17 protein-coding genes and 2 tRNA genes are annotated in these 20,276 nt (G+C 43.6%); 12 read left to right on the top strand and 7 right to left on the bottom strand.

Features of this window, described 5'->3' with window-relative positions:
* Nucleotides 1-6: 6 nt before the first annotated feature.
* Nucleotides 7-576 carry a TetR/AcrR family transcriptional regulator gene (locus tag ACT3QR_RS06365; protein WP_444520546.1) on the bottom strand — a complete coding sequence of 190 codons (570 nt, stop codon included), beginning with the start codon at nucleotides 574-576 and terminating at the stop codon, nucleotides 7-9.
* 1 nt (nucleotide 577) lies between these two features.
* A complete protein-coding gene (locus tag ACT3QR_RS06360) occupies nucleotides 578-922 on the bottom strand; it encodes a DMT family transporter (protein WP_444520545.1) in 345 nt (114 codons plus the stop codon).
* Between the two features lie 487 nt (nucleotides 923-1,409).
* On the opposite strand from ACT3QR_RS06360, the gene ACT3QR_RS06355 reads away from it, so the two are divergent.
* From ACT3QR_RS06355 to ACT3QR_RS06345, 3 genes are all read left to right on the top strand, one after another.
* Nucleotides 1,410-1,485, top strand: a tRNA-Asn gene (locus tag ACT3QR_RS06355).
* A gap of 190 nt (nucleotides 1,486-1,675) precedes the next feature.
* On the top strand, nucleotides 1,676-2,005 hold the full coding sequence (locus ACT3QR_RS06350; RefSeq protein ID WP_444520544.1) for a CopG family transcriptional regulator: 330 nt from the start codon (nucleotides 1,676-1,678) through the stop codon (nucleotides 2,003-2,005).
* 336 nt (nucleotides 2,006-2,341) lie between these two features.
* Complete coding sequence (locus tag ACT3QR_RS06345) at nucleotides 2,342-3,073, top strand: hypothetical protein (RefSeq protein WP_444520543.1); 732 nt, start codon at nucleotides 2,342-2,344, stop codon at nucleotides 3,071-3,073.
* Between the two features lie 103 nt (nucleotides 3,074-3,176).
* On the opposite strand, the gene ACT3QR_RS06340 is transcribed toward ACT3QR_RS06345, so the two are convergent.
* From ACT3QR_RS06340 to ACT3QR_RS06330, 3 genes are all read right to left on the bottom strand, one after another.
* Nucleotides 3,177-3,267, bottom strand: a tRNA-Ser gene (locus ACT3QR_RS06340).
* Between the two features lie 92 nt (nucleotides 3,268-3,359).
* Complete coding sequence (locus ACT3QR_RS06335; protein WP_444520636.1) at nucleotides 3,360-4,508, bottom strand: type I glyceraldehyde-3-phosphate dehydrogenase; 1,149 nt, start codon at nucleotides 4,506-4,508, stop codon at nucleotides 3,360-3,362.
* Between the two features lie 158 nt (nucleotides 4,509-4,666).
* Nucleotides 4,667-6,604 carry an AAA family ATPase gene (locus ACT3QR_RS06330; protein WP_444520542.1) on the bottom strand — a complete coding sequence of 646 codons (1,938 nt, stop codon included), beginning with the start codon at nucleotides 6,602-6,604 and terminating at the stop codon, nucleotides 4,667-4,669.
* A gap of 335 nt (nucleotides 6,605-6,939) precedes the next feature.
* On the opposite strand from ACT3QR_RS06330, the gene exaC reads away from it, so the two are divergent.
* The 9 genes from exaC (at nucleotide 6,940) to ACT3QR_RS06285 (ending at nucleotide 18,519) form a co-directional block, all read left to right on the top strand.
* A complete protein-coding gene (gene exaC, locus ACT3QR_RS06325; RefSeq protein ID WP_444520541.1) occupies nucleotides 6,940-8,466 on the top strand; it encodes an acetaldehyde dehydrogenase ExaC in 1,527 nt (508 codons plus the stop codon).
* A 224-nt stretch (nucleotides 8,467-8,690) separates the two neighbouring features.
* Entirely contained in the window at nucleotides 8,691-9,719 is a 1,029-nt protein-coding gene (gene adhP / locus ACT3QR_RS06320; protein ID WP_444520540.1) for an alcohol dehydrogenase AdhP, read from the top strand.
* A gap of 226 nt (nucleotides 9,720-9,945) precedes the next feature.
* A complete protein-coding gene (locus ACT3QR_RS06315; protein WP_444520539.1) occupies nucleotides 9,946-10,272 on the top strand; it encodes a DUF779 domain-containing protein in 327 nt (108 codons plus the stop codon).
* Nucleotides 10,273-10,462: 190 nt separating this feature from the next.
* On the top strand, nucleotides 10,463-12,106 hold the full coding sequence (locus ACT3QR_RS06310) for a GMC family oxidoreductase (RefSeq protein ID WP_444520538.1): 1,644 nt from the start codon (nucleotides 10,463-10,465) through the stop codon (nucleotides 12,104-12,106).
* 490 nt (nucleotides 12,107-12,596) lie between these two features.
* Entirely contained in the window at nucleotides 12,597-14,237 is a 1,641-nt protein-coding gene (locus ACT3QR_RS06305; protein WP_444520537.1) for an ABC transporter substrate-binding protein, read from the top strand.
* A gap of 173 nt (nucleotides 14,238-14,410) precedes the next feature.
* The gene (locus ACT3QR_RS06300) at nucleotides 14,411-15,427 is read left to right on the top strand and encodes an ABC transporter permease (protein WP_444520536.1); all 1,017 of its coding nucleotides are present in this window, start codon (nucleotides 14,411-14,413) and stop codon (nucleotides 15,425-15,427) included.
* Between the two features lie 140 nt (nucleotides 15,428-15,567).
* A complete protein-coding gene (locus ACT3QR_RS06295; protein ID WP_444520535.1) occupies nucleotides 15,568-16,482 on the top strand; it encodes an ABC transporter permease in 915 nt (304 codons plus the stop codon).
* A gap of 1 nt (nucleotide 16,483) precedes the next feature.
* The gene (locus ACT3QR_RS06290; protein ID WP_444520534.1) at nucleotides 16,484-17,551 is read left to right on the top strand and encodes an ABC transporter ATP-binding protein; all 1,068 of its coding nucleotides are present in this window, start codon (nucleotides 16,484-16,486) and stop codon (nucleotides 17,549-17,551) included.
* On the top strand, nucleotides 17,548-18,519 hold the full coding sequence (locus ACT3QR_RS06285; RefSeq protein WP_444520533.1) for a peptide ABC transporter ATP-binding protein: 972 nt from the start codon (nucleotides 17,548-17,550) through the stop codon (nucleotides 18,517-18,519). Before ACT3QR_RS06290 ends, ACT3QR_RS06285 begins: the two co-directional genes overlap by 4 nt.
* Nucleotides 18,520-18,531: 12 nt before the next feature.
* Here ACT3QR_RS06285 and ACT3QR_RS06280 read toward each other — a convergent pair whose 3' ends face one another.
* Both ACT3QR_RS06280 and ACT3QR_RS06275 read right to left on the bottom strand, forming a co-directional pair.
* Complete coding sequence (locus ACT3QR_RS06280) at nucleotides 18,532-19,551, bottom strand: NERD domain-containing protein (RefSeq protein WP_444520532.1); 1,020 nt, start codon at nucleotides 19,549-19,551, stop codon at nucleotides 18,532-18,534.
* Nucleotides 19,552-19,672: 121 nt separating this feature from the next.
* Complete coding sequence (locus tag ACT3QR_RS06275) at nucleotides 19,673-20,179, bottom strand: hypothetical protein (RefSeq protein ID WP_444520531.1); 507 nt, start codon at nucleotides 20,177-20,179, stop codon at nucleotides 19,673-19,675.
* Nucleotides 20,180-20,276 lie beyond the last annotated feature (97 nt).

The raw sequence follows: 20,276 nt of genomic DNA, 5'->3' as shown, positions 1-20,276 counted from the left end.
GTCGTTTTATACATCGAAATCGTGTTGCGTCATTTTTATTAATCGCTTGCGCAATGACTTTTTGTCTGCGATATCAATGCCTGAAAAATCTGAGAGCCAAATACCGTCGGCGACGAGACGCACCATACATAATGTCTCGGTATTATCTGTTTCAGCATGTTTTTTAATTTGTTCATTTGCCCATTTAGCCCACAACTCACGCAGTTCACTATCGCCAAGCATTAGCACATATAAGGTTGCTTGATTATCGTACTCTTCCTGCCCTTTTTCGCCGAGGCTGATGGTGGCGTCTATATAAGCGCGAGTAAATGAACCGTATTTAATAGGATCTTCAGCCATTGCTGCGTTCACTTCTGCCTCAAATTTAGCCATTGCATCATTGAATGCTTCTAGCACGAGTGCGTTTTTGGTAGAAAAATGATGCATCACACCACCTTTAGTGACACCAACTGCATCAGCGACTGCCTGAAACGTTACCTTAGATAAGCCTTGCTCCAATGTGATACGTGCTGCCTGATCTAACAACGCACGACGAATGACTTCTGGCTGTTTTTTACGCTTATAAGCATTTACCATATCAATGCACCACAGAATTAGACAATAAGTTCATCACAACAACACCACCGACAATCATCGCGATACCGACCACTGCTGCTGTATCGAGATTTTGCTTGAATAGCACTACACCAGCGAGTGATGTCAGCACAATCCCAAGCCCGCCCCACAGTGCATACGCAATGCCTAGCGGTATGGTTTTGAGCGTCTGAGCCAACAAGTAAAATGAAATAGCATAGAGCACGCCCATCATCAAAGTTGGCACCAAACGGGTGAACTGTTCTGACTTTACTAAAAAAGTCGTACCCACCACTTCGCATATAATGGCAATAGTCAGATAACCGTAAGCAATCGTAGTAGGACTCATCTTTAGAACACCCGCTTTTTTTCAACGCATGCTATGAAAAAACATAGCAAAGAAACCACATGGTCGGTATTTTATAGAACTCTACTGCCAATGTGAAGGGTTATCTTGCAACTTTATTGTGTCAAACGATGTCGCCTTACCTTTATACTTAAAAATACAAAGCATCAAATCCAGTTTGACTTTATTCAATTCACATCTATTTCTATACTTTTATCATTTTTCTTATACATCAGATGAGGGTATCTGAAAATAATCTTTATTCTTGCAGCCTATTTATAGTCATTTTCTATAAAATTGAGCCTTGAAATAGCTTATCGGACAAGGGATTGGCGTTAATTTTCAATAATTGCGATAATATTTATAATTAAACGCATAATAAGGTTGACAGCCTGTAATGACTTGGCTAAAATGTGCCCCACATAACGCAAACAAGATAATCAATTGCTTTAATACAAAGCGTCAATAGCTTGTTGTTGTGACCATCTATTCTCCAATAGCTCAGTTGGTAGAGCAACGGACTGTTAATCCGTGTGTCCCTGGTTCGAGCCCAGGTTGGAGAGCCATATACTAAAAACCTTCATCATAATTTGATGGAGGTTTTTTTATTGTTGTACCTTTTATATTTACCTCTAATAATATTAGCACGGCTGCGGTGTTCTTTTAGACATTTTTGTTGTATGGTAAGGTTAGATTTGATTGGGTTCGTTTTTGTTTGAGTGCTCTGCTCATACTCACTAAAAGTAATGGTTTATTATGATACCTGTACGTGTAAAAAATAAATTCTCTGCGCATCCGCAGAAGATCATGCGTCCGATTAGTATTCGTTTGTCTGAAGAGATGATTGCCCTATTAGAAACGACGTCTTCAGACTTGGGCTTTAAGCGCATTCAAGGGCTTATTCGTCTTTACATTCGTCAGGGCTTGGATCGTGACCATCAGGATTATACGCTTGCCCATGATGAAGTATTCATCGAAACGCTACGTAAGCGCGGCGTTAGCCAGCACATTATTGATGAAGCGATTGTCGTGACGCATAACAACAACATCACTCATCCGCTATCTGAATTACAAGATGACGACTAGACGATTGATAGTAGCGCTATAAAAATATTAACGCTGTAAAAATAGCATTATTCAGTGCTATCAGAATAAAAAAGACCAAGCTTGCTTTAGCAAGTTTGGTCTTTTTTTGTGGCTGCTATAAAAGTTAAAACATTGCTGATATTTCTCCAACTCTCTTCTTGTTACGTCCTTCTACTATCTTATCTACCGTATATATATTTTTAGACACTCCAGGCTATTTGCAACTGTAGTTAGCCATAACTAAACACAACAGATGTTTAAAAAAGGTATATTAAGAGTAGAGTCGTGACTATTTATGAGGTTTCAACATAACACAGGTTTACAAGGAGGTGTACGATGACGAGCTTACATCAGCGTTTCAACAAGGCTTTGTTTTCAACCATAACAGTAGCCATGATAGCGATTGTGGCTGGCTGCTCATCGCCGCAGACTGATCCAAGTAAGATAACCATACCAACAGATTCTGACCAATGGCAAAAAAAGTTAGGGCAAACTTTTGAGCAATTGTCTGAGGCTGACCAACAAGTGCTTAGCCGCTATATGCTGCGCATGAAGCTGAGCGATGCTTATGAGTCAGGTGCCATGCCGCGCACTACTATTAAGCAAGCACTGATACAACAGCGTGAATACGAGCGTCTGCATCCAAACAATCCAACGGGTAAGAAAAGCCCTATCGTCACTGATCAGGCAGCTAACGCTACCGCGCAGATGTACCCTGTCGCCCTACTACCTGTGAAAACCAGTGATAGCGATAGCTTAAATCAAGTCAAAATGCAGTTTATGCTATCCAATCATGGGACAGGTGCGATAAAAAGCTTTAAAGGTACGCTAACCATGAAGGATGCCAACCTGAAAAAGGGCAAAAACTTCAATGTGCCTTTGACAACGTTTGATCCACCTATCGCACCAGAACAATCTGGAAAAATAATTATCGAAAGCAGTATTGAGGATATCAATGTCATGCGTGCTATCAAAAACGCTAACGGCATGACTATCGAGATTAATAAAGGCACGCTTATCTTAGTAGACGATCAGACAATCGAATTTGAAGACTCACTGGTGAAGTAGCCGTCCCGCACTATATTGAGAACTTTATAGAAGGTAGTATTGGCTACTTTTATCAATACCATAAAAAAGCCCCAATCAGCAATGATTGGGGCTTTTTCGAATTTGGCGGAGACGGAGAGATTCGAACTCTCGAAGGGCTATTAACCCTTGTCGGTTTTCAAGACCGGTGCATTCAACCGCTCTGCCACGTCTCCATTGGTGCATCATTATATAGATATCATTTTATAATGCAAGCCCCTAATCTAAAAAAATTCAATTAATTTTAAAATACTTTTAAATTGGTGCATTATCGCTGGCTTGAGGCCAAATGTAAGCACATATCGAGCAGCCTATTGGCATAGCCCCATTCATTGTCATACCACGCAAAAACCTTATACTGACCGCCTACTTGCATAAGCTGCTGACCATCAATAATGAGTGACTCAGTCTGATGGATAAAATCACTAGATACCAACGGTTCATCGGTATAAGCCATGATGTCATGCAGATGTGCTTGGCTGGCAGATTTGAGCACCTCTCGCACTGTCTCAACATCGACATCTAGTGTATCAAATACAAAGGTGACATCAATCGCAGCCACGTCGATAGTGGGCACCCGTATCGAATGTCCATTTATCTTGCCGGCCATAGCTGGTAGCACTCGCTCTGTCGCAGCGATACTACTGGACGTCGTTGGGATAATATTATAGCCAGAAGCGCGCGCCCGTCTTGGGTCTCGATGTGCTTGATCTAGCACCGTTTGATCAGCAGTAACTGCATGAATCTCTGTCATCATGGCAGACTGTACACCAAACGCCTTATCTAGCGTATCAATCAACGGTACCAATGCCTGCGTGGTACAAGAGACACTAGAGATAATCGGTAGCTCAAGCGTGAGCGCATCGGTATTCACGCCCATAACGATGCAAGCATCCACATCGTCAAATGGTGCGGCGCCGATAATAACTTGCTGCGCACCAGCATCAATATGTAACGTCGCTTGCTCATACGAGCGAAAATGCCCAGTACACTCTAAAACCACATCGACACCCAGTGCCTGCCAAGGTAAGTTTTTAGGATCAGGCTCAGATAGCATATTGATGCAGTAAGTTAAGTTGTTCTTGGTCAGGCAAAGCTCGATCTTATTGGTATCACCTAACTCATTCTCTACAAGCTCAGCATCTACCCCTAGCCGACTGAGGCGACCATGTGTGCTATCAAACTTTAATAAATGCAGCAAGATATCCGCTGGCGCTAAATCATTAATTGCCACCACATGAATTGCACGGCCCAACACCTCAAAGCGCTCTAGCAAAGCACGAAGTACATTGCGCCCTATACGACCAAAACCATTGATAGCAACTCTCAGTGGCTGTGTGTGCTCACCCGTCGTACGGAACGTCGCCGCTATCGGATCAGAGGTCAATTGATAAGTAGCGCTCGAAAAATCAGGCATAACATTGGACATAAAGGGTATCGCTATAAATGGGGGCAAAAACTGAGCGTTATCACGTTAAGTGCCTTTATAATTGCTGAATACTAAGCAATAGTAAAAATAAAGGCCAAAAAACAAAAGTAGTAAAATAATAGGCAGTAAAGTTATAAGCAATACAGCTACGGAGTAATAAAAATCAGTGCGAGGCGAATGGTGTTGTAGTCAATGCTCTGCTTAAGATGATCAAATATCGGACGTAGCTTGATGTTGCCATCATCGTTGAAGTCATTTGGATTGTTAGCGACTTTAATGGCAACATAGGCATTGCCAACGGCTGTCATCACCTCATCATCTGGACGCAAATGATCACAGGCAAGGCTGGGGTCTTGCGACTTTAATTCACCGATGTGACGCATGATAGTCGACTGTGACAACTGACGGGCTTGTGATATCTCCGCAATAGTCAAACTCTCTTCTAATAACACTCTAGTCGCAAGTAGAGTACTGTCTGACTTGTCAGAGACTTGATTGCCTAATTTCTGTTTTTTATCAATCTTCGCTTGCTGCTGTTCGCGGCGCTTCTTTTGTAGCGTGGCGTAAGCGTCGATTACCGACTGACTTAGCGTCCCACCTGACTTTAAGACGAATTTCTCATGTGCCTGTTGCATGCTTTCTTCATCTAGCATCGCATAATTAGCATCCGCTTCTTCAGACAGTACCAAAAACCGCTTATCTGCACCACGAGCCAATGGGTCGAGTTGCAAGCTCATATCGTTCATACCTAGCAACTGTAGACCCGATAGCGACTTGAGACGTGATAATGCCACATAGCCTTGTCCCAACTCAAAAGTACGTGACAAGTCAATTTCAGCTGCATCGAGAGTCATGCCCTGTGATTTATGGATGGTAATCGCCCATGCCAGACAGAGCGGCACTTGTAAGTAACTTGCCAGCACATCACCCGTTTCATCTTCGATAATCCATTCTTCAGGCTCAGCGATGACTTCTCGTCCTGAATTGAGCCGCACGACAGGCATTTTTTGGGTCGTTGGTTTCTTCGACTTTGGTTTTTCTTTATCATTCTTAGCAGTGGACTTCTTACCTTTCGTTGTTTTTTCGCCAGCAGCATCTTCATCAACATCATCGCTGCTATCGTCTTCGACTAACGCGTCACTACTTTCTTTATCGTCTATTTTAACAGCAGCAAAACCAATCAACTCGCCCATTGTTCCATTAGAGACACCAAGCTCAGCATTGTTTTTGATAAACATCACCTTTGCGCCAACTTTAAGAATTAGCTCGTCTTGGGTGCGGACGGTCTTTTTTAGCGTCTCAACCAGCTTACTATCGCCTGTCGCCGTCGCCTCAAAACGCATCATCTCTCCATCTAGAGAGGCCAGCTCTTTATCATTGATTTTATTCACGTTGAGATTGTGCGTATACAGACGTGTACGCTTGATATCGACACTTTGGTCATAAGTTGCTTCTAAAGCGGCAATTGCCTCAAAAGTCACTTCCTGCCGACGAATTTGGTTAAGAATATCGTCCAAGTCAAGACCACCGTTGGCCGCTTCGCTGACTTGACGATGCTGCTCAGACAAGTAGCAAATATGGAACTTGGCATCGAGCCATGCCTCAGACATAAAGGCAAACTTTTCACGATTGGTTTCACCTTTACTACCAATCGGTGGTAACTGGAAAAAATCACCTGCGACAACCACTTGAATACCGCCAAATGCTTTGTCATTTTTGCGAATATGTTTAAGCACTTGACTGACCAAATTAAGCTGCTTGGCATGTAGCATTGAAATCTCATCGATGACCAATACCGCAGTATCTTTCAATCTGTCTGCTAAAAACTGCTTGCGTGACAAAGTGGTCAAATCTCGATCAGTCAGCTCATCTTTGATACCGATGCCTGACCAGCTATGAATCGTCGTGCCATTCATGTGCGTGGCGGCAATACCCGTACTGGCGGTCACCGCAACGGGCACACGGCGAGCGCGTAGATAGTCGATGTATTGATTGAGAGTATAAGTCTTACCTGAACCTGCTGAGCCGGTCAAAAAGACGTTTTGACCTGTTTTTAAGATATCAAGAGCAGAAGATTGACGCATATATGTAAACCAACCAATAACTTAGAAAAAAAGAGCCGCTATCAGCAAATTTATAAATGCAATAGCCTAAAAAACTGCCAATAATTATAGCAGCTACATCAACTTTACGAACCACTTTAACCGATACATTTTCCATAACTAAATTTCATACATATACCGACTAATCATTATTAAAATTGAGTATAAGTATAAGCAAAAGTTCAGTACGATTGATTAAGAACTTAATTAGGAAGATTAAGTAACGACGATATAAGTCTCTATTTCATACATAATAAAATGATGAATTATGGTTTACCCATCGTGTACCTGATATATAAAACAACAAGGAGCAGTTAATGTTATACCCTTATCCAAATACCGAGAAAAGCCAAGTCCAATTCCGCGAAAAATACGACAATTTCATCGACGGTGAATGGGTAGCACCAATTGATGGTGAGTACTTTGACAATACCAGTCCCATCGATGGCAAAGTCATCTGCCAAGTTGCCCGCTCAAAATCAGCCGATATCGAAAAAGCCTTAGACGCAGCACATGCTGCCAAAGACGCTTGGGGCAAAACCAGCGTGACGGAACGCGCGAATATCCTACTCAAACTCGCTGATAAAATGGAAGCCAATCTCGAGTCTATCGCTATTGCTGAATGTTATGAAAACGGCAAGCCAGTGCGTGAGACACTCGCAGCAGACATTCCTTTGGCTGTTGATCATTTCCGTTATTTCGCTAGTGCTATTCGCGCCCAAGAAGGCGGCATTAGTCAAATCGATGATGATACCGTTGCCTATCATTTCCATGAGCCACTTGGCGTTGTCGGTCAGATTATTCCTTGGAACTTCCCTATCCTCATGGCCGTATGGAAACTAGCCCCTGCATTAGCTGCGGGTAACTGTATCGTCCTCAAACCTGCGGAACAAACCCCTGCCTCTGTTTTATACATGCTAGAAATTATCGGTGCGGCTGATATTTTACCTAAAGGCGTATTGAACGTGGTTAATGGCTTTGGTGTCGAAGCAGGCAAGCCACTGGCTTCAAACCCGCGTATCAATAAAGTGGCCTTTACTGGTGAGACCACCACCGGTCGCCTTATCATGCAGTATGCCAGTGAGAACATCATTCCTGTGACCTTGGAGCTGGGTGGTAAGAGTCCAAACATCTTCTTCGCCGACATCATGGATGAAGATGATGACTTCTTAGACAAGGCGGTTGAAGGCCTAGTGATGTTTGCGCTCAACCAAGGTGAAGTCTGTACCTGTCCGTCACGTGCACTGGTACATGAGAGTATTTATGATGAATTTATCAAACGCTGTGTCGCTCGTGTCGAAGCCATCAAAATGGGTAATCCACTAGATACTGACACTATGATTGGTGCACAAGCAAGCTCAGACCAGCTAGAGAAAATCTTATCTTATCTAGATATCGGCAAACAAGAAGGTGCAAAAGTCCTAGTTGGTGGCGATCAAGCCAAACACGATGGCGACCTAGCAGACGGCTACTATGTTAAACCTACTATTTTTGAAGGCACGAACGATATGCGTGTGTTCCAAGAAGAAATTTTTGGACCTGTACTTGCCGTGACTACCTTTAAAGACGATGAAGACGCAATGAAAATTGCCAACGATACATTGTATGGTCTAGGTGCAGGTATTTGGACGCGCAGTGTTCATAAAGCATATCGCTTCGGTCGCGGCATCCAAGCAGGCCGTGTATGGACTAACTGCTACCATGTCTATCCGTCACATTCTGCATTCGGTGGCTACAAACAGTCTGGTATTGGTCGCGAAAACCATTTGATGATGTTAGATCACTATCAACAAACCAAAAACATGCTGGTATCCTACGATCCGAAGAAAATGGGCTTCTTCTAGACGCACATTTAAATACTGGCTTAAAGCACTTTGCAACTGAGGTTGCAAAGTGTGTTAGGAATGCTTATAGAGCATTTTCATATAGTAGCGATAGTCGGTTCAATCTAGTTTGGATACAAGGAAAGCGCGTGAAAGTACTACAAGTAGTAGACTAGACGAGGCTAACAACGTATCTAATCTATAGAGGATTGGCTGTATCAAGACTTATGACAAGGAATAACGACATGACTGATAAAATGAAAGCAGCCGTATTGCACGAGTTCAACCAACCTTTAAAAATCGAAGAAGTAGATACTCCCACACCAGGTCCTGGTCAAATTTTGGTCAAGATGCAAGCGTCAGGCGTTTGTCATACTGATCTACACGCAGTCGAAGGTGATTGGCCAGTCAAACCCAGTCCACCATTTATTCCAGGACATGAAGGCGTTGGTTTAATCACTGCCGTCGGTGATAATGTTACTCATGTAAAAGAAGGTGACCGAGTTGGCGTACCTTGGCTTTATTCAGCCTGTGGACACTGTACTCATTGTTTGGGTGGTTGGGAAACGCTATGCGAGAGCCAAGAAAACTCTGGTTATTCAGTCAATGGTAGCTTCGCAGAATATGTTCTAGCGGATGCCGATTATGTCGGTATTATTCCTGATAGCGTTGATTCTATAGAAATTGCACCAGTACTGTGTGCAGGGGTCACTGTCTATAAAGGGCTCAAAATGACTGATACCAAATCAGGCGATTGGGTCGTTATCTCGGGTATTGGTGGGCTAGGTCACATGGCAGTACAATATGCTATTGCAATGGGGCTAAATGTTGCAGCAGTGGATATTGATGACGAAAAACTTGCCTTTGCTAAGAAGCTAGGTGCCAAAGTTACGGTCAATGCAAAAGACACTGATCCTGGTGAGTATCTACAAAAAGAGATTGGTGGCGCGCATGGCGCACTAGTAACAGCAGTATCATCTAAAGCGTTTGACCAAGCATTGAGCATGTTACGACGCGGTGGTACTTTAGTCTGCAATGGTTTACCAACAGGCGACTTCCCTGTCTCTATCTTTGACACCGTATTAAACGGCATCACTATTCGCGGTTCTATCGTGGGTACACGTCTTGACTTACAGGAATCACTAGACATGGCCGCCGCAGGAAAGGTCAAAGCGACTGTAGCAGCAGAACCACTAGAAAACATTAACGATATCTTTGATCGTATGCGTGACGGAAAAATCGAAGGACGTATTGTCATTGATTATAGTATGTAATTATCACTTATGATATTTTGACTTTTTCTTAAAATAGTCGATTAGAGATAATTTGACTATAGATCATAAACCGTCAGTCGTATCATTTTCGTTCACATACTATAAATGATGTGAGTGAAAGTGATACGACTTTTTATATTCTCACTTAATATAGATATGAGCTAACCTACTTCACTTCAAATAAAACAATGTCTACAACTATAATTTATATGATAAGGAAGTCATTATGAAAGTTACAGCAACAGAAGCCTGCACTACCTTAATTGAACTGCTTAAATCTAAACATGGTGAGCTGATGTTTCATCAATCAGGTGGCTGCTGTGATGGTAGCTCGCCGATGTGCTATCCATTAGGAGAGTTCAAAGTGGGCGGTCAGGATGTACTGGTTGGGGATCTTGCTGGATGTCCATTCTATATGGGTAAGGCACAGTATAATCTATGGCAGCACACCGACCTCACCATTGATGTCGTCGATGGGCGCGGTGCAAGTTTTTCCTTAGAAATACCTGAAGGCAAACGCTTTATCGTACGCTCAGAAATATGTGCGATATAAGCTCGTTCGGTGCAACACTAAGTAGCATTCATTTTAAATGATGTACCCAATACAACAGTCTTAGCTTCTTCTATAATATTTGTGCAAACAGATACCGCAGAGTCATTTTTATTTTATTATTTCAGCAGAATAATAGTTACTGTAAAGCGTAGCCTATTTTAATTAGCACGGATGCTATAAGGAATATAAAATGGAATTTGACACAACCTTTGACTATGTCATCGTAGGCGGTGGCTCAGCGGGCTGCGTGCTCGCCAGCCGTCTTACTGAAAATCCAGATATCAGTGTCTGCTTGTTAGAGTACGGCGGTGATGGCAAAGATCTAGCAGTACGAGTACCTGCTGGACTGATTCTGATGGTTCCTGGCAAACCGCTTAAATTGAATAACTGGTGCTTTCACACCACTCCGCAAGAGCACCTTAATAATCGTAAAGGTTTTCAGCCGCGTGGACAATGCCTAGGCGGTTCATCAGCCATCAATGCCATGATCTATACACGCGGTAGTAGATTAGACTATGAGCGCTGGGTAGAGCAAGGCTGTACTGGCTGGGGATTTGAGGATGTCCTGCCTTATTTTATCAAAGCTGAAAATAACGTCCGTGGTAGCGATGATTTACATGGTGATAGCGGGCCGCTGCATGTTAGTGACCTACTCAGTCCACGAGATATTTCTAAAGCATTCGTAGAAGCTGCGATTGCCAATGGCCTAGATCACAACACCGACTTTAATAGCGAAAAGCAAGATGGTACAGGGTTGTATCAAGTCACTCATTTCCATGGTGAAAAACAAGGCCAACGCTGCTCTGCCGCAGCCGCTTATCTACATCCTGTACAAAACCGCTCCAACCTGACGGTTATCACTCATGCGCAGGCTAACCGCGTCATTATCGAAGACAATCAAGCAACAGGTGTCGTCTACGAAAAAGACGGCGTCGAACACACTGTCATGGCACGTCATGAAGTCTTACTATCAGGTGGTGCCTTTGGGTCACCCAAAGTTCTAATGCTTTCGGGTATCGGCCCTGCAGATCATTTGCAGTCTCATGGTATCGATGTGGTGGTAGATGCACCTGAAGTCGGTGGCAATTTGCAAGATCACTTAGACGTCGTCTTTGATTACGAGGTCAATACTACTGACGTTATCGGTATTGGCATGGCATCTATTTCGACATTGACCAAAAGCATTCGGCAATGGAGAAAGGACGGTACAGGCATACTATCTACCAACTATGCCGAAGCAGGTGCGTTCTTTAGCGTCGGTGATGACCCAAAAGAGTGGCCAAACACCCAACTGCACTTTGTCATCTCGCGCGTGATCGAGCATGGCCGCAACCTCAGACGTGGGTTTGCTGTCTCTTGCCATAGCTGTTACTTGCGTCCTAAAAGTCGTGGCACTGTCAGATTGGACTCAGCAGATCCATCTGATGCCGTCTTGATCGATCCAAACTATCTGTCTCATCCAAAAGACGTAGAGTATATGGTGGCAGGCGCCGAGCGGACTCGAGCCATCATGCAGGAGTCCGCGCTCGCTAAGTACATCACGGAAGACTACCCTGCCCCTTACATCGAAAAAGATGGCATGCTTGGCTATATCCGCAATAAATCAGATACTATTTATCACCCAGTAGGCACTTGCCGCATGGGCTCAGATGACAGCTCCGTGGTTGATTTGGAACTGAAGGTACGCGGTATAAGTGGATTACGAGTCATCGATGCTTCAGTGATGCCAACGCTTATTAGCGCCAACACCAATGCGCCAACCATTATGATTGCCGAAAAACTAGCAGACCTTATCAAGGTAACTCATGATCATGCCGAAAATATTTCTGCATAAAATATAGTCATATATATCGCCACACAACACAGATAACCATCCTAAAGGCACTTCATAACTGGCTACGCTAAATGAACGTAACCAGTTTATTTCTTGACGTATATATTTAGTAATAAAGACATACAGAAATAAATTTTGACTGCTTACCTGTAAAAATAAAATGTATAGACAAAAATCAATAAAATCTAGTGTATTCCACTAAAACCATGCTACCAACAGCATAATAATCTATTTTTTATCAAAATTAGTTTATTTATAGCTTGCGTTACTACAGATTAAAAGAGTATATTCGAACGACTTGTTCATATTTTTAGTTTCCATCTATATAATTTAAAGTTATAACAACCTTTAATATGTTTTATTTTGTATATATTAAACATTGTATAGATGGAGATTTTAGAGGTTATTAAATACTTTCTCATCATACTCATGCTCAAGTACGAGCATATGGATACATGAGTAACTACCTACCATTACATAGGATGTAATAATGCAAAAATCACTCTTCAAACTTACGATGTTGGCGACGTTTGTCTTAGGTATCAGTGCCTGTAGTGGAGACAACAAAACTACCGACGACTCTGCTGCTAGCTCAGACGCTAAAGCCGCGAAGACATTGCTCTATTGCTCAGAAGGTAGCCCTGCTGGATTTGATCCAGCGCAGTATACTTCAGGCACGGATTTTGATGCGAGTGCATTCCCTATTTACAATGGCTTGGTAGAATTCAAAAGAGCGGATACAGAGATTCAACCAGGACTTGCTGAAAGCTGGGACATTAGCGAAGACGGTAAGACTTATACTTTTAATCTACGCAAAGGGGTTAAATTCGGTACAACTGACTACTTTACTCCGTCTCGCGATTTCAACGCGGATGACATTGTCTTTACGCTAGAACGTATCACTGACCCAGACTTTGAATTTAACAAAGCTTATCCTGCTGAATTCCCGTATTCGGTCGGTATGGGGCTACCTGATATTATCTCTAATATCGAAAAGGTTGACGACTATACGGTGAAAATCACCCTTAGCGAAACCAATGCGCCGTTCCTACAGAACCTAGCGATGCCTTTCGCTTACATCAACTCTGCTGAGTACGCAGATCAATTGCTAGCCTCTGATAATGCTGCTGATATTAATACTAAGCCCGTTGGTACCGGACCTTTCGTCTTTACTTCATATCAAAAAGATGCGCAAATTCGTTATACCAAAAACCCAGACTACTGGAACAAAGACGACATTTATATCGACAACCTAGTGTTTGTCATCACTAAAGACTCAGCAGTCCGCGCCCAAAAAGTGCAAGCTGGCGAATGTCACGTGTCCGCTTATCCAAAACCTGCCGAAATCGAATCTGTCAAAAAATCAGGTAAAGCTACTGTGCTAGATCAGCCTGGCTTCAACGTTGGCTATGTCGGTTACAACGTAGAAAAACCTCAGTTGAGCGATCTTAAAGTTCGTCAAGCATTAGATATGGCGATCAACAAAGACGCCATTATCAACGCGGTTTATCAAAGCGAAGGGCTCAAGGCGACCAACCCAATGCCACCAACGCAGTGGGGCTATGACGAGTCACTTCAAGACGCACCTTACGACGTCGAAAAAGCAAAAGCACTAATCAAAGAAGCCGGCGCGGACAACCTAGCTATCAATTTATGGTATATGCCAGTTCAGCGTCCGTACAATCCAAATGCCAAGCTAATGGCTGAAATGCTGCAAGCAGACTGGGCGAAGATTGGCGTCGATACCAAACTTGTGACTTATGAGTGGGGCGAGTACCTCAAGCGCGCTGCTAAAGGCGAGCCTGATGTCATTCTAGCGGGCTGGACTGGCGACAATGGTGACCCAGACAACTGGCTTGGTTCGTTATTGTCTTGTGACGCGGTCGGTGGCAATAACTACTCACGCTGGTGTAACAAAGACTTCGATAATTTGGTGACCAATGCCCGTCAGATTAATAATCAAGATGAGCGTGTCAGTGAATATGAGCAAGCTCAGCAAATATTCAAAGAGCAGCTTCCTTGGACGACGATGGCGCATTCAGTAGTGACCGTATTCACCGCACCAAACGTTGTCGATTATAAAATCAGCCCACTTGGCTCAATACGCTTCGATGGTGTAAAAGTTGAATAACCTTGATTAATTAATTCCGTTACGACATTCGCAATTTATTCATTGATTTTCGGCTGGGTCAGTTACTCTGCTCCAGCCGAATTCATATAAGCAATATGAATTAAGCGCTTTGTCACGGAACTCTTCATCATCGCCAACACTCTAATCATTGAACCACAACTATTGAGCAGCCCATGCTACTTTATATTCTGCGTCGTATTGCCATTTTAATACCCGTCTATCTTGGTCTAACCCTGTCCACCTTTACTCTAATTCGCCTCGTCCCTGGAGATGCAGTCGAGATTATGATGGGTGAGCGTATGGTCGATCCCGAGCTACATGCTCGTGCCCTTGAGCGACTAGGATTGGACAAGCCTCTTATTGCCCAGTACTGGGATTATTTAACGGGTATCTTGACAGGTGATTTCGGCCAATCTTTTCGTACTCGTACACCCGTACTACAAGACTTCTTTGCTCACTTTGTCCCTACTTTAGAGTTAGCGCTGTGTGCCATTGTTATTGCTAGCGTCGTTGGTATTAGCTTGGGGATTTTTGCTGCCCTACGCCGTGGTACGTGGATTGATTACACGCTCATGTCAGGCGCGTTGGCAGGATACTCTATGCCCATTTATTTATTGGGCCCCATCCTGACTGGTATCTTCGCTCATTACTTAGGTCTTTTACCCGTCGCTGGCGTGATATCTGTCGCTCATTTTTTGGACGTGCAGCCATTGTATGGCTCATGGTTACTTGGCTCTCTCACATCAGGAGAACCTGGCGCGTTTTGGAATGTGGTCAAACACTTTATATTGCCTTCGATTGCATTATCGACCATTCCGTTAGCGATGATTGCACGGATGACGCGCTCTGCGATGCTGGAGGTGTTAGATGAAGATTATGTACGTACAGCACGAGCCAAAGGCTTATCTCCACGCCGAGTGATACTGGTTCACGTGATGCGCAACGCATTGATTACTGTTGTTACAGTCGTTGGTCTACAGATGGCAACGTTGCTCGCGGGTGCCATTATTACCGAGACAATCTTTAGCTGGCCTGGTGTTGGTAACTGGTTGCTCGATGGATTCTTCACGCGTGACTACCCTATTGTACAAAACGGTATTTTATTGGTCGCCACCGCTCTGATTTTGGTTAGTTTATTTATTGATATTTTGTATGGTCTGATCAATCCACGTATTCGCCATACTTCTTAATTTAACATTGATAAATACTCACATTATAAATAGTGATAATTAGCGCTTGCATGGTTCTAGAGGTTTTAGCAAATTCCTAATGATTGTTAGGAAAAGAAGCCCAAACGAAACCGATGCGCTAGTCACTATAGGAAATGCTCATGAAGCCTTCTGTTCTTCCCTCTGATGTCAATCTGATGGCAGCCACACCGCCGTCATCTTGGCAGCTATTTTTGTCGACGTTCTGCCGAAACAAAGGTGCAGTGATTGGCTTTATTGTACTGGCGTTGATGGTTCTTATTGCCGTACTCGCGCCTGCCATTGCTCCCCATGACCCTTACGAGCTGTTCACCGGTCAAGAGCAATTACCGCCTGCCTTTTTAGATGGTGGTAATACGATGTTTTGGCTAGGTACTGATGATGCAGGCCGAGATACATTGTCTCGCGTGATGTATGGCGCACGTTATTCGTTGTTTATCGGTCTAAGTGCAACGACTCTAGCGATGTTGGTTGGTATCTCACTAGGTCTGAGTGCGGCGTTTTGGCCAAAGGTCTGGGGCAAGGCCGTCATGCTAGTCAATGATATTTTGATGTCATATCCCAGCTTGCTATTGGCCATTATCATTGCCGCTATCTTAGGGCCATCTATGACTAATACGATTATTACGATCGCACTGGTCTGTACACCGCCATTTATTCGTCTGACTCGTGCGACTGCGATGGTAGAGCTACAACGTGAATACTTTATTGCTTCACAAGTGATGGGCGCTGGCGTACTCAGATTATTGTTTATCACCATTTTACCCAACTGTATGGCACCGCTTATCGTACAGGCAACGATGATTTTCTCGTCTGCTATTTTAGAAGCAGGTGCGATTGGTTTCCTAGGCTTTGGCGTACAGCCACCTGATGCTGAATGGGGCGCGATGCTAGGTACGGCACGTCAATATATTCAAAGCAATGTTTGGCTAGCAATCTGGCCAGGTGTCGCTATCTTCTTGGCTGCATTATCGATTAACCTGACTGGTGATGGCTTACGCGATGCGCTGGATCCCAAATTAAAGCAGGTGACCTAAGATGACTGAACCATTAATCAAAACACCTACCACTCACACCTCTATGAATGGCGCATCAACAAAAGATTCACCATTGTTGCTAGATATTGAAAACCTGTCTGTCACGTTCGGACAAGGAGTGCGTGCCTTTCGCGCAGTGGATGATGTGTCATTAAAAATAACCCAAGGTGAGGTCATCGCTGTCGTCGGCGAATCTGGCTCAGGTAAATCGGTCACTATGATGGCGCTAATGGGTCTGTTGCCACCTTCCGCGACCGTACGTGCACAGCGAGTGGTCTTTGACAATAAAGACATGCTCAGTATGTCAGCCAAAGAGAGACGCGGCATCATTGGTAAAGACATCTCTATGATTTTTCAGAATGCAATGTCTTGCTTAAATCCAAGCTTTACGGTTGAGATGCAACTGGGTGAAGTCCTGCGTAAGCACCTTGGTTTACGAGGCGCAGCTGTACAAACACGCATTTTAGAGTTGTTAGAGTTGGTCGAAATGCCCGATGCCAAAAACCGTCTCAAAGTCTATCCGCATCAGTTATCAGGTGGCATGAGTCAGCGAGTTATGATTGCGATGGCGCTTGCCTGCGAGCCAAAACTGCTTATCGCAGATGAACCGACCACCGCACTAGATGTCACCGTACAAGCACAAATTATGGATTTACTGAGCCGATTGCAACGCGAAAAACAAATGGCAATGGTATTAATCACTCATGATTTGGGTCTGGTTGCACAAAACTCGCGTGATATCGCGGTTATGTATGCGGGGCAAGTGGTTGAAACCAGTACTGTGCCAGAAATTTTTCAACATCCTGCACACCCTTATACTGAAGCACTGCTACAAGCAATCCCTGAGCTAGCTATCGGTCAAGACCGTCTGAATAGCTTACCAGGAGTCGTACCAAGTCAGTACGACAGACCAGCTGGTTGCTTGTTGTCTCCCCGTTGCCCGTATAAAGAACCCACTTGTGAAGTACCGCCACCTATTTTAGATACACCTAATGGCAAGGTGCGCTGTATTGATTCTAATATTACCTCTCGCCCCTCTCACGCTGCTACCTTGGAGTCACAAGTATGAGTAACAAAGTAGTCCTAAAAGCAGACAATTTACACAAGCATTACCCAGTATCACAAGGTCTGGGCAAAGCAAAAGCATACGTGAAAGCGCTCAACGGTGTCTCATTTGAACTTGAAGCTGGTAAGACACTGGCAGTCGTTGGTGAGTCAGGCTGCGGCAAATCAACCCTTGCCCGCCAGCTAACATTGATCGAAGCGCCTACGCAGGGTGAGCTATTTATCAATGATGAAGGCACTACGGGCTATAGTAGAAAGGCGCTAAAAGAGTTGCGTACTGAAATTCAAATGGTCTTCCAGAACCCGTATGGCAGCTTAAACCCTCGCCACACTATCGGCTATCAATTGACTGAGCCGTTGGATATTCATACCAAACTGTCTAAAGAAGAAAAGCGCGACAAAATCAACGAGATGATGAGGCATGTCGGTCTACGTCCCGAACATGCTGGTCGTTACCCACATATGTTTTCGGGTGGTCAGCGCCAGCGTATTGCCCTCGCCCGTGCCATGATGCTCAATCCTAAAATTGTCGTCGCTGATGAGCCAACTTCCGCACTCGATGTCTCGATTCAGGCGCAAGTCTTGAACCTGTTTATGGACTTGCAGGACGAGTATCAAACCGCTTACGTCTTTATTTCGCACAATCTATCCGTTGTGCGCCACGTCGCTGATGATGTGATGGTGATGTATTTGGGTCAAGCTGTTGAACACGGCCCCAAAGAAGCGATTTATAATGCGCCGAAACACCCCTATACCATCGCGCTACTGGCTGCTGCACCAACGGTCAATGGTCATAAAAATGATTTGACCCTACAAGGTGAGCTACCAAGTCCTCTCAATCCACCAAGTGGCTGTGCCCTACATAAACGCTGCCCATATGCCAAACAGCAGTGCAGCGAAGTAGAGCCACAACTGCGCGAATGGGATGGTCGATTGGTGGCTTGTTTACGTTTAGAAGAGATATATGGTTAAGATAATTAGTGGTTAGTCGATATTTACCACACCGCGACACGTAGGAAACTGCGCGCACCCATAAAAGGATTGTCCTTGGCGTGCGCCTTTTTTCGCAGTGCGTTCAACCATCACGCCGTTACATCTCGGACAGGTTGGTATTTGAACAAGATTAGTTGCATCGTCTGTCTCTTTAGGTATCTCAGGTGCTTCCACCTGCGGCTCAGACTCTATAATTTCAAACGGCGTAAGAAAAACCTTATCGGCCATATCTTGTGGTGGGCTTGCCTTATGAGTATTCAAACTATCAATCGGTAACTCGTTAGATGCAACTTCAGTTTGACCAGACCAGCGAGGCACTTCTTTGCTTTTTAGCGTGGCTCGTTTAGCGGTTTCTTTTACTATCGGCTCTAGTGTAGGCTTATTAGCCACTTTAGCAGCTGGTTTGTTATTAGCGTCACCGCTAGGCTGTTTGTTTGAGGGGCTATGCTTGTCTTTTAGATAGGCTTTATGCTTCCTATTAGTGCGCCAAGATTTACTAAATCTATTGCTATTAATCTGCTCAACGATAGATACAACCTCATCTTCAGTCAGTAGCTTATCTTGCTTTTTCTTTACATAAGACGCCATACCGCTCGTCAATACGTGCTCAGGTAATTCATCACGAGTTTTTAGCTCACACTCACCGATGAAAGCAATCATCGAATGAAAGTAGCTTAGCTCTAAACCTAATAAATCTGCAAGCGTTTTAATGTGCAAGTAGTTTTGGCGCAATGGGTTTTGGAATTTGTATTTGCTGCCATTGGGGAAGGATTGCGTCCACTGTCTTTGCTTCTCGCTACCGTATATCCAGCCTTTATAGTTTTTAGTCTCAATCACAAAGATGCCGTATACGGAGACGATAATATGGTCGATTTGAGTACTGCCGCCATTGGCTCGTGGCAAGGTGATACCGTTTAATCTATGGTAAACATCTTTTTTAAGCTTGAGCCACATGGCGACGTTGATGACGGTCTCGCCGATGAAGCCTTTGAAGGTGGGTTTTAGGGACATAGTTTTTCTTTCAACACGTGAATAGAAATCGTAGGAAATATATATACGATAAATAAAGCAAATATAAAAAACTGTACACTTAATTTTTGTAGTATAGACTGAATTATTCACGCCTTAGAAACTAAATATATTTTGGAATACATTTCTGTATGTTGTGGTAAAAGCTACTATAAACTTTTTCAAAATCTGCTTGACGCTGCTCAAGTTTATTTAGGTTTTCATCATTAGAGTTTATTTCGAGAAATCGCTGAGCGGCACATAAATCTGATCCTGCCTGTAGAAAAACCTTACATTCATCTTCAAGCTCAGAAAAATATAATACTGTCAAAATTTCAACTTTCCCACCTTCTCTAGCAAAATTACTCAGATCAAAGCTTTTACTATCTTTACCCTGAAAATTTTTGATTTCATGCTCTTTAACGAGAGTAGCAAAATCTGCAAGCCTAAAAACCAGCTCCTCAAACTTCTCTCTAAGGAAAGCTCGACGCTCTTTTTTTCGGTCAAAGTATTGAGTAATGAAAATACCGCACAAGCCTAAGAATCCAATGATAAAGGCTGCTATCACTCCTTCACTTAGACCTATTTGTTGCAACCATGTTGTATGTGTTGTTAGCTGTATGTTTTCCATTTATCTCATCCAAAGTTCAGCAGCATAAAATCAGACACTATAGTCCTTATCCAGTTATATTATAGACAGTAGTTACGATGATCATCGCTATATTTTA

Origin of the sequence: Psychrobacter sp. AOP7-B1-25 (genome assembly GCF_052376195.1) — a bacterium.
Lineage (GTDB): Bacteria > Pseudomonadota > Gammaproteobacteria > Pseudomonadales > Moraxellaceae > Psychrobacter.
The sequence above is the reverse complement of the archived record's forward strand: the minus strand, read 5'-3'. Positions and strand labels throughout refer to the sequence as shown.